Genomic DNA, 10,138 nt, shown 5'->3' with positions numbered 1-10,138 from the left:
TCGCCGCCTTACTCGCACCAGGCTGGCCTACCAGCTTGACTGCCTCGCGCTTGAACTCTTCTGAAAACAACCGTCTTTCACGTGCCATGTAATTCGGTAATCCCCCCGCAAAAGGAGCGCGTTTAGAAGTAGAATTTTCTACTTAAGACAGGAAGCTCTACATGAAGACGTCCCGCTTTACCGACAGCCAGATCATCGCCATCCTGAAGCAAGCCGAAGCCGGCAGCCCGGTTCCGGAGCTGTGCCGCGAGCACGGCATCAGCAACGCCACGTTCTACAAGTGGCGCGCCAAGTACGGCGGGATGGACGCGTCGCTCATGGCACGTATGAAGGAACTCGAGGATGAGAACCGGCGCCTGAAGAAGATGTATGCCGAGGAGCGTCTGAAGGCCGAGATCGTCGCGGAGGCGCTGACAAAAAAGTGGTAGCGCCATCTCAGCGGCGAGAGATGGCGCAGTGGGCCGTGGCACAGCGGTCAGCCACGATTAACCTGGCGTGCAGGGCGTTTGGCATCAGCCAGACCTGCTACCGGTACAAGGCCAAGCTGGACGAGGAAAATAGCGTCATCGCTGATTGGCTGGTACGGCTGACGAATAACCAGCGCAACTGGGGCTTTGGGCTGTGCTTTCTGTACCTGCGCAACGTTAAAAACTTCAAATGGAACCACAAAAGGGTCTACCGGATTTACCGTGAGCTCGAGCTGAATCTGCGAATCAAGCCGCGCCACCGCCTGGTACGCGAGAAGCCGCTGCCATTGGCTGTGCCGACCGCGATCAACCAGAGCTGGTCGATGGACTTCATGCATGACCAACTTGCCGACGGACGCACCATCCGCCTGTTCAACGTCATCGATGATTTCAATCGGGAAGGCTTGGGAATCGATGTCGATTTCTCGCTGCCATCCGAACGCGTCATCAGGTCGCTGGACCGGATTATCGAATGGCGTGGCAAACCGAGCGCGATCCGCTGCGACAACGGCCCGGAATACATCAGCGCCGTGACGTTGGCTTGGGCCGCCAGACGCGGAATCCGCATCGATTTCATCCAGCCGGGTCAGCCTCAGCAAAATGCTTACGTAGAGCGTTACAACAGGACCGTACGCTACGACTGGCTGGCTCACCACCTTTTTGAAACGCTCGACGAGATCCAGGAATTTGCCACTCGCTGGCTGTGGACCTACAATCACGACCGCCCCAACATGGCACTCGGCGGCATCACACCAAAACAGAAACTTGCCCTTGCCGCTTAACCTCTACTTTTAGCCCGCTCTAAAAATGGGGGGATTACCCATCAGGGTCCTTACGCAGGCATCATGTGGACTATGATGACCATGGGTGCTGTTTTCATCGCAAGTAATTACTTTGGAGGGATTTTAAAGGAGCTGGGTAAAGACCATTACTTGGTACTCAAAGAAGCTTTAGCTAAACTGACTCAGAAGACTATGGAGATGCCTAGAATCGAGCCCACTTTGTTGGGCACTCCTGGGAAAACTGGCGAGAATGATCCGTTCTCAATGGGCTTCTCAATCTGGGCGGAACTTCCGAACGATAGAAGCGCCAAGCTCCTGATACCGAAAGTGGCCGAAAGAGATGACTATGCCAAACTAACGGACGCGTTCCTCGATTTTGTTAAGCGATGCCATGAAAGAGGTGAAGGCGTACTTGTCGAGATTGGGTTTGATCCTTCTCGTCGTAGTAATCCGATTACTGTCGCGTATAACAAAACGACAGGCGCGATCGAGTATGCAAATCCTTTTGCTCACTAACCGTCAATGAGACACAGCCTCTCGACCAAGATATCCTGAACCCGGTTCTAAGACCGTCAGCAGCGCGCGGCAGGACAGGATGTCATGCCCGTAGTTCGCGCTCAATCGCTTCGACCAGCACCAGGCTATCCGGAACGACATCGGGATTGAAGCGCGCGACCACGCGTCCGTCACGCCCGATCAGGAATTTCTCGAAGTTCCACAGCACATCCGCCGGCTCGGCCTGCCGATACCCATAGCCCGCGAGCTTTTCCCGCATCGCGCCGTCCGCAGGGTCGATCGCTTGCGGCTGCAGGCGCGTCAGCGCGCTGTACAGGGGATGCCGCCCGGGACCGGTGACTGCGATCTTCTGCGCCAGCGGAAAGTCGACACCGTACTTCGTCTCGCAGAACTCGGCGATCGACTCGTTGTTGCCGGGCTCCTGGGCGCCGAAATCATTGGCGGGGAAACCCAGCACCACCAGCCCCGCGTTGCGCCGGGCTGCGAACAGGCGCTGCAGGCCTTCGTACTGCGGGGTCAGCCCGCATTGCGAAGCTACGTTCACCACCAGCACGACTTTCCCGGCGTAGTCGGCCAGCCTCGCTTCCCTGCCATCCATCAAACGGAATGGTATATCGACGATCTGCGTTTCCATCTTGTGCTGCCCTCCCCTGGTTGCGATATTCCCGACGACCTGCAAACCTATGCTACCATTTTGATAGACACTTTAAGAAAAAGTGTCGCAGCATTCTTTAGCGAGGCCAGTACATGTCAAGTAATCCCGAACCGCATTTCACCTGGTCCGACCGCTTCCTGCTCGGCCATGGCGCCATGGACGACACCCACCGCGAATTCGTCGACATCGTCGGCGCCATGCTGGCCGCGCCCGATGGCAAGCTCGCAGCCCTGCTCGATGACTTCCTGGTGCACGCCGAACGCCACTTCGAGGATGAGCGCAAGTGGATGCTCGCCACCGAATTCCCCGCAGCGCAATGCCATATCGATGAACACAATGCCGTGCTGGCCTCGGTGCACGAAGTGCGCGCACTGCTGGCCGGCGGTGGGCACGAGGCGACCTGCCGTGCCCTCGCGCGCGAATTGAGCCGCTGGTTTCCCGGCCACGCCGACTACATGGACGCCTCGCTCGCCCAATGGCTGGTCAAGAAGCGCATGGGCGGCATTCCCGTCGTGTTGCGGCGCACCGGGGCGGCAAGCGCGGCGCCGGCAAAATAAATCCTTGCACGTGCCATCCATTTGTTGAACATATTTCTGGTTTGTGTACAATCCAGAAGCAGGCAAAACAAAGGAGACAACGATGCACCAGAATGCCGAAATGAGACTGCGGGACGGGACCAGGATCTCGGACCTGATCAACCACGAGACACGCGAGGTCAAGGTACGCGCCCTGTCCGATCCGGAGCTGTACGAACTGGAGATGGAGCGGATCTTTGCCAAGACCTGGATCTTCCTGGGCCATGAGACCGAAATCCCGAACAAGGGCGACTTCATCACCCGCGACATGGGTTCCGATGCCGTGATCGTCGCGCGCGACCGCGACAACGAGATCCACGTCTCCCTGAACGTCTGCCCGCACCGCGCCATGAAGGTGCAGACCCACGACGCCGGCAATACCAACGTCCACATGTGCATCTACCACGGCTGGGCGTTCAAGCCGAACGGCGACTTCATCGGCGCGCCGGTCGAGAAGGAATGCATGCACGGCAGCATGACGCCGAAGGACCAGCTGGGCCTGAAGAAGGCGCGCGTCGCGCTGTACGGCGGCCTGATCTTCGCCACCTGGAACATCGACGGCCCGAGCCTCGAGGAATTCTTCGGCGACGCCAAATACTATTTCGATACGCTGTTCCTGCGCACCAAGGGTGGCCTCGAGGTCCTCGGCCCGCCGCAGCGCTTCCGCCTGAACGCCAACTGGAAAACCGCCTGCGAGCAATCGGCCGCCGACGGCTTCCACACGCTCACCCTGCACCGCTGGCTCGCCGAAGTCGGCCCCTACGCGAAGAAACCGGACGCCGAGGGCAAGGGCGCCGACCTGTCGCCCGAGATGTATGGCAGCGAAGTCTGGACCGACCACGGCCACGCCATGCGCTGCATCGACCTGGACCGCAAGATCGTCCGCCTGACCGGCAAGAACCCGGCCGAGCTGTCCCCGGTTGAGCGCCTGACCGCCCTGCCCCCGCCGGGCATCACGCCCGAGATGGTCCCCGAACTGCTGGAACGTTTCGACGACGGCCAGCTCAAGCTGATGTCCTGGCGCCCGCCCCAGGTCGGCGGCTTCTTCCCGAACGGCCTGTTCGAGTTCATCTACCTGCCGCAGCCGGACGGCACCATCGTCGGCGCCTGCGCGCTGCATGCCTACATCCCCAAGGGGCCGGACAAGCTCGAGTTCATGAACTGGATCTTCGCCGAGAAGGACACGCCGCCGGAACTCAAGGCGCGCATGCTGCGCCAGTCGGTCCAGATGCTCGGCACCTCGGGCATGGTGGAGATGGAAGACTCGGACACCTGGCCGCACCAGACCGAGGTGGCCAAGGGCGCGGTCAGCAAGACCATCACCCTGAAATACCAGGCGAAATTCGACAAGGGCGCTCCCGAGGGCTGGCCGGGCCCGGGACATGTGGGCGACGGCTTCACGAAGGACGACACCCAGTGGGCATGGTGGAAGTACTGGCACGAGCTGATGACTGCCGAATGAACGATCAGCCCGAACCCCGACAACACCATCAGGAGACTCACATGGAAAAGAATCCGCTCGAACCGACGCCGCTGCCGCCTTCGGTGCGCGCCAACCGGGTCGCCATCGGCAGCCAGGTGTACAACGACATCGTCGAATTCATGTACGACGAAGCCGAATACTTCGACACGCTGCGCCTGCGCGACTGGATCGCAATGGTTGCCAAGGACATCGAATACACGGTGCCGCTGCGCCACACCCGCGCCACGCGCGACCAGGACAAGTCGGTCGTGCGCACCGTGCAGCACATGTTCGACGACTACCGCTCGATCATGCTGCGCGTGATGCGGGTGATGGACACGCGCAGCGCCTGGGGCGAGGATCCGCCCTCGCGCACCAAGCACATGGTGTCGAACATCCGGGTCTACCGCACCGACAAGGAGAACGAGTTCAAGGTTCACAGCTACCTGCTGCTGACCCGCAACCGCTTCGACAACGACAAGTTCGACCTGATCCCGTGCGAACGCCACGACGTGATCCGCAAGACCGACGAAGGCTATCTGCTGGCGCGGCGCGAGGTCATCATCGACCAGGCCGTGCTGGGAACACCGAACCTCGGCATCTTCCTGTAAGCGGCAGCACTTCCGAACCCGCCCGCCGCCGTCAGGTCGCGGGCGGGTTTTCTTTCGATAAGCGCAGTGCGAGGATCACGCCCGCGCCGGCGCACAGCCACAATCCCGCGGCGCCGCAGGCCAGCGACACCAGCGAACCCCACATCAAGGGCGCGAGCAGGGCCGCGATGACGGCATTGAAGCCGGTCTGCACGAACAGCTGGACCGACGAGCCCATGCCGCGGCGGGCCGGGACACAGTCCAGGCCGCGGATGGTCATGGCCGGGATCGCCAGCGACATCCCCAGGTTGAAGACGAACAGGTAGGCGACATACCAGCCTGCGCCATCCGGCGCCGTCCAGGCCACCAGCAGGTTGTAGCAGCTTGCCGCGCCCATCAGTGCGAACGCGGTCGCCAGCGTGCGCCCGAACGACCAGCGCACCGCCACGCGTCCCGCCAGCGCCGAACCGGAGACCAGCCCGGCCGTCGCCGGCCCGAACAGCCAGACGAAGTCTCCCTCCCCGAGGCCGAGGTGGCTCATCACGAACACCGGCGCGGACAGGACATAGATGAAGAAGGCCCCGAACATCAGCGCGTACGCCAGCGTCCACGCCATGAAGCCGCGGTTGCGCAGCAGCGCGAGATAGCCGCGCCCGAGGTCGCGCGCGTCGAACGGCCGGCGCGCCTGCGGCGGCAGCGTTTCGGGCAGGCGCAGCGCCACCGCCGCCAGCAGGCCGGCGGACAGCAGCGCCAGGAACAGGAACACCGAGCGCCAGCCAAACGCGATCTGCAGGGCGCCGCCGACCAGCGGCGCGATCGCCGGCGCGACCCCGTAGATCATCACAACCTGCGACATCATGCGCCGCGCCAGGGGACCTTCGTGCAGGTCGCGCACCACCGCGCGCCCGATGACGATCCCGGCGCCCCCCGAGAATCCCTGCAGCGCGCGCAGTACCCACAACTGCTCCACGCCGGTGGCGAAGGCACAGCCCAGCGAGGACAGCGTGTAGACCGCCAGGCCCCACAGCACCACCCGGCGCCGGCCGAAGGAGTCCGAGATGGCGCCGTGCCACAACGACATGAAGGCGAATGCGAAGAAATAGACCGATATGGTCTGCTGCAGCGCCACGGCGTCGGTCCGCAAGACGAGGGCCATCTCGCGGAAGGACGGCAGGTAGGCGTTGATCGAGAACGGCCCCAGCATTGCGAGGCCGGCCAGGATCAGGGTAATGCCGAACAGGCCCGGCACACGTGCAGTGGGTGCCGGCGGCACTCAGGCCTTCATGCCGAGCAGCTGCGAAATGTCCATCGCGGGGTCGGCATCGGCACCGTAGCTGAAGTCGCCCTGCTGCTGGCGCTGCGCCAGCCGCGCCAGCAGCACCCGGTAGCGGTTGCCCGGCGCGTCGAAGCGCGAGCTCAGGTCACGGCGCTGGCCCGTGTCGAAGTAACGCGCGTTCTGCGGACGCAGCACCGAATTGTCCTGCGGCTGGATGACGTAGGAGATGCGCGGCATCACCCAGCGGAACGGCGCCGGCGCATGGACCGTGTAGTTGGTCTGGTCGACGCGGCTGCGGTGCCTGCCGACAGGTACGAAGGGCTGCACGTTCGGGATCGCGTAGCCCGGCTCGAAGCTGGGGTAGGAAATGCAGAGGTTGTTGCGCAGGTGGACGTGCAGCACGGCGCGCAGGTCCTGGTATTGCGCGCGCACGCCCCCGATCCAGCGCATCACCGGCGCCACCGACTTGCGGGTGACGATACGGGTGCGCGTCAGCGTCTCCGAGGTCGAGCTGAACTCGACCACGTCGCTGTCGGACTGGCCATCGCCGATCGTGTTCGCATGCAGGAAATCGGCATGGGTCAGGTCGATCAGGTTTTCGACCGACAGCGGCGAGGCCGCGTCGAAGCGCACCGAGCGCTGGGTGTAGCGCGGAATGCCGATGCCGTCGGCAGGCAGGAAGGGAATCCGCGGAATCAGCTCTTCATGCGCGTTGTCCGGATTGCCGTACCAGACCCAGACGTAGCCATAGCGCTCCCGGACCGGGTAGTAGCCCGAACCGCCGGTAAAGGCGGTGGGCCGGCGGCGCATCTGCCCGGACAGTTGCGGATGCAGTTCGGCGGCGCGCACGCGGCCCTGCTCGCGCCACAGGTAGACATCCTGCGCGTGGATGATCCGGCGCACCGTCCGGCCGCCGATGTCGGCGCTGTAGGCCACCGGGAACCAGGTATCGCGCAGGTCGATGTTTCCCGGCACCCAGTCGCGTTTCTCGTCCGGCGCGGCAAAGCGCGCCCCCTTGTCGTCCAGGTTCATGCCAGGCTCCTTTCCTGCGCAGATGGCGCGGCATCCGTCGCGGCCGGCGCGACCGGCGTGATCGGCGTGCCAATCTCCGGCCCACGCCTGCGATCGCGCGACGGCGCGATCTCCAGTGCGGCGACGGCGCGCCCGTCGATCATATGGTTGATGGCAAACGGCGCGCTGCCGGCAAGCCGGCGCAGGCGCCAGCCCAGCGGCGCGTCCCCCGCGTGCCCATGGGCGAAGCCGCGCCATGCCAGGCTGGTGGTGCCGCGGCGGTTGGCGGTGGCGGCGACGAATACCGTCACCAGCGCGCGCTCGTCGGCGTCCAGCAGCTCCACGATGACGTCGCCGCCGGCCAGCGGCACGCGGGTGCGCACCAGCAGGGGGTGGTCGCGCACGAAGGCCGGCCCGATGCCCTTGCCCTTCCAAACAGCGCCGCGATCGAGCACGAGATGGCGCCCGTCGCGGCGTGGATCGCCCAGGAAGAAGTCGGTGACCACGACGCCGGGAAAGGCCAGCAGGCATTCCGGCCCGTCGAGCATGACGTCGAGGTATTCCTCGAACGCGATACTCGCCACGGCGGTTCCGCTGTACTCGCGCCCGGCCGCACGGTAGGCGGCCGCCGGCAGCGCGGCATCCGGCTCGCCACCGCGCGCCGCATCGCCCAGGAAGACGTGCACGAAACCATTCAGTTCCGCGACCGGGTAGGCCTGTGCCACGGCCGGCGGAATCTTCTCCTCGCGCCGCAGGTTGGGGATGTCGGTACATTTTCCGCTTGCGCCGTCGAAGGTCCAGCCGTGGTAAGGACATTGCAGTCCTCCCGGCTTGACCAGCCCCGGCGACAGCGGCACGCGCCGGTGCGGGCAACGGTCTTCCAGTGCGAAGGCCTCGCCCTCGTTATTGCGGAACAGTGCCAGCTGCCGGCCGTCGCACACCGCCGCCAGTGTCTTGCCGGGCGCCAGCTGCTCCGACAGCGCCACGATCCACCATTGTCCAGTCGTCATCGCCACACTCCCTCAGCCACGCACGCGCGCAGTGATCTTCGCATGCGGCCCGGCGGCCTGCGCTGCCCAAGCCTTGTCCGCGTCGTCGAACGCGAAGTCGGCGTAGTCGACCCGGATGTCCTGCTCGCGCGCGATGCGCAGCAGACGCTCCCAGATCGCACGGCGCTCGGCCGGCGGACGCTGGCCGGTACCGATGCACGACAGGGTGCGGAACAGCAGGTCGGCGATGTCGAGGTTCACCTGGCGGCCCGCGCCGGTGCCGATCGTCATGATGCGCGCGCCCCAGCGCGTGGCCTTGAGCGCATTGATCATCGGCTGGCCGCAGACCAGGTCGAGCACCACGTCGAAGCCCTCGCCGGCGGCGGCCTTGAGCGCCGCGGCATCGTCCGCGCCGCCCAGCACCACGACTTCGTCGGCGATTCCGCGTTCCTTCAAGCGCGCCAGCGCGTCAGGCGAGCGAGCGGCGGCGACCACCCGGCCGGCGCCAAAATGGCGCGCCAGCTGCAGGGCGATCTGGCCGAGCGTGCCGGTGGCGCCCAGCACCAGCACCTGCTCACCCGGCTGGATGTCGGCCTGCTCGAGCGGCACCAGGGCGCCGGTGGCGGCGATGCCCATCGTGATGGCGGTGCGGTCGTCGACGTCGTCCGGCACCTCCCACACTTCCTCGGCCGGCACCAGGGTGCGCTCGGCCCAGGCGCCATAGGGCAGCACCGAGCGTTCGCCGAAGTAGACCCGGCGCCCGCCTGATGCCCGCCCGACGCCTTCGCCGCGGATGACGCAGGGGTACTGCACGCCGAGGCGGTAGGCGCCCAGCACGTCCCAGCCGCCCAGGCCGGCCGTGTCGACGTCGATCAGCACCGCGCCGTCCTTCGGGCCCGGTTCCGGGAACTCGCCGACGACGGGCGCAGCGCCGCGTTCGTGGATGATCGCAGCCTTCATCACATCCCCTTCGCGCCGGTCTGCGCGAACAAGGCCTTCATCGCCACCAGCGAGGGCGTGTGGCTGCCGAAGCCGCCGTCGGCCACCAGCGTGGTGCCGGTGATGAAGGCGGATTCGTCGGATGCCAGGAAGGCGACCACGTCGGCGATCTGGCGCGGCGTCCCCAGCTCGGGGGTCAGGTGGTTGTCGCGCAGGATGTCGAGCAGGGGCGCCGGCATGCTGCTGTGCGCATTCTCGGCCGGGGCCAGGCCGATCTGCAGGGCGTTCGAGCGGATGCCCTGCTTCCCATATTGCGCCGCCACCGAGCGGCTCAGCATGATCAGGGCGGCCTTCGAGGCCGCGTAGGCGGACAGCGACAGGTCGCCCTGTACGCCCAGGCCCGAGGTGACGAAGATGACCGAGCCGCGGCCGTTCTTGAGCATTTCGCGGATCGCGTATTTACTGCACAGCATGGCGCCGCGCAGGTTGACCGCCATGGCCCGGTCCCAGGCCTCGACATCCATGTTGATCACGTCGCGGTCGCGCTGGCGCTGCTCCACGCTCAGCACCGCGGCGTTATTGTGCAGGATGTCGACCCGGCCGAAGCGGCCGACGACCGTTTCGACCATGTTGCGCACCTCGGTCTCGAGCGAGACGTCGCACTGCACCGCAAGCGCCTGTCCGCCTTGATCCTCGATCTGCGCCGCCACGCGCCGTGCGGCATCGCCGTCGATGTCGACGATCGCCACCTGCGCTCCGTGCCCGGCGAGCACGCGCGCCGCCTCGGCGCCCAGTCCGTTGCCGGCGCCGGTCAGGATGGCGACGCGGCCTTCCAGTTTCTTGTTATTCATCTCGCTGTCTCCGTCAGGGTGTGCC

General features: G+C 65.1%; 11 protein-coding genes. 5 read left to right on the top strand and 6 right to left on the bottom strand.

Annotated elements, in window-relative coordinates; genetic code table 11:
- Positions 1 to 161 precede the first annotated feature (161 nt).
- Together ACZ9AQ_RS20955 and ACZ9AQ_RS20950 are read left to right on the top strand one after the other, a co-directional pair.
- Positions 162 to 1,249 (top strand): IS3 family transposase gene (locus ACZ9AQ_RS20955; RefSeq protein ID WP_429206606.1). Its coding sequence is split into 2 segments (ribosomal slippage): positions 162 to 414 and positions 414 to 1,249, totalling 1,089 coding nucleotides; the frame shifts between segments, so codons are not numbered across the junction.
- A gap of 63 nt (positions 1,250 to 1,312) precedes the next feature.
- A complete protein-coding gene (locus ACZ9AQ_RS20950; RefSeq protein WP_429206607.1) occupies positions 1,313 to 1,765 on the top strand; it encodes a hypothetical protein in 453 nt (150 codons plus the stop codon).
- A gap of 82 nt (positions 1,766 to 1,847) precedes the next feature.
- Here the strand turns inward: ACZ9AQ_RS20950 and ACZ9AQ_RS20945 are convergent, their stop codons facing one another.
- A complete protein-coding gene (locus tag ACZ9AQ_RS20945) occupies positions 1,848 to 2,399 on the bottom strand; it encodes a glutathione peroxidase (protein WP_429206608.1) in 552 nt (183 codons plus the stop codon).
- A gap of 113 nt (positions 2,400 to 2,512) precedes the next feature.
- Between ACZ9AQ_RS20945 and ACZ9AQ_RS20940 the strand changes: the two genes are divergently transcribed.
- The 3 genes from ACZ9AQ_RS20940 to ACZ9AQ_RS20930 all read left to right on the top strand — a co-directional run bounded on the left by ACZ9AQ_RS20940 (position 2,513) and on the right by ACZ9AQ_RS20930 (position 5,068).
- Positions 2,513 to 2,977, top strand: coding sequence for a bacteriohemerythrin (locus tag ACZ9AQ_RS20940; protein ID WP_429206609.1), 465 nt, complete (start codon positions 2,513 to 2,515; stop codon positions 2,975 to 2,977).
- 82 nt (positions 2,978 to 3,059) lie between these two features.
- The gene (locus tag ACZ9AQ_RS20935; RefSeq protein WP_429206610.1) at positions 3,060 to 4,457 is read left to right on the top strand and encodes an aromatic ring-hydroxylating dioxygenase subunit alpha; all 1,398 of its coding nucleotides are present in this window, start codon (positions 3,060 to 3,062) and stop codon (positions 4,455 to 4,457) included.
- A gap of 41 nt (positions 4,458 to 4,498) precedes the next feature.
- Entirely contained in the window at positions 4,499 to 5,068 is a 570-nt protein-coding gene (locus ACZ9AQ_RS20930; protein ID WP_429206611.1) for a 3-phenylpropionate/cinnamic acid dioxygenase subunit beta, read from the top strand.
- 31 nt (positions 5,069 to 5,099) lie between these two features.
- On the opposite strand, the gene ACZ9AQ_RS20925 is transcribed toward ACZ9AQ_RS20930, so the two are convergent.
- Genes ACZ9AQ_RS20925 through ACZ9AQ_RS20905 form a run of 5 tightly spaced genes read right to left on the bottom strand, consistent with a single transcriptional unit; the run spans position 5,100 to position 10,113 of the window.
- A complete protein-coding gene (locus ACZ9AQ_RS20925) occupies positions 5,100 to 6,320 on the bottom strand; it encodes a multidrug effflux MFS transporter (protein ID WP_429206612.1) in 1,221 nt (406 codons plus the stop codon).
- A complete protein-coding gene (locus tag ACZ9AQ_RS20920) occupies positions 6,321 to 7,355 on the bottom strand; it encodes an oxygenase (protein ID WP_429206613.1) in 1,035 nt (344 codons plus the stop codon). It lies immediately after the preceding gene.
- Positions 7,352 to 8,344 (bottom strand): Rieske 2Fe-2S domain-containing protein, encoded by a 993-nt coding sequence (locus ACZ9AQ_RS20915; protein ID WP_429206614.1) that lies wholly within the window; start codon positions 8,342 to 8,344, stop codon positions 7,352 to 7,354. Before ACZ9AQ_RS20915 ends, ACZ9AQ_RS20920 begins: the two co-directional genes overlap by 4 nt.
- Before the next feature lie 12 nt (positions 8,345 to 8,356).
- On the bottom strand, positions 8,357 to 9,283 hold the full coding sequence (locus ACZ9AQ_RS20910) for a quinone oxidoreductase family protein (RefSeq protein WP_429206615.1): 927 nt from the start codon (positions 9,281 to 9,283) through the stop codon (positions 8,357 to 8,359).
- A complete protein-coding gene (locus ACZ9AQ_RS20905; protein ID WP_429206616.1) occupies positions 9,283 to 10,113 on the bottom strand; it encodes an SDR family NAD(P)-dependent oxidoreductase in 831 nt (276 codons plus the stop codon). Before ACZ9AQ_RS20905 ends, ACZ9AQ_RS20910 begins: the two co-directional genes overlap by 1 nt.
- Between the last annotated feature and the right edge of the window lie 25 nt (positions 10,114 to 10,138).

It is taken from the genome of Massilia sp. UYP34, from assembly GCF_056279385.1.
The sequence above is the reverse complement of the archived record's forward strand: the minus strand, read 5'-3'. Positions and strand labels throughout refer to the sequence as shown.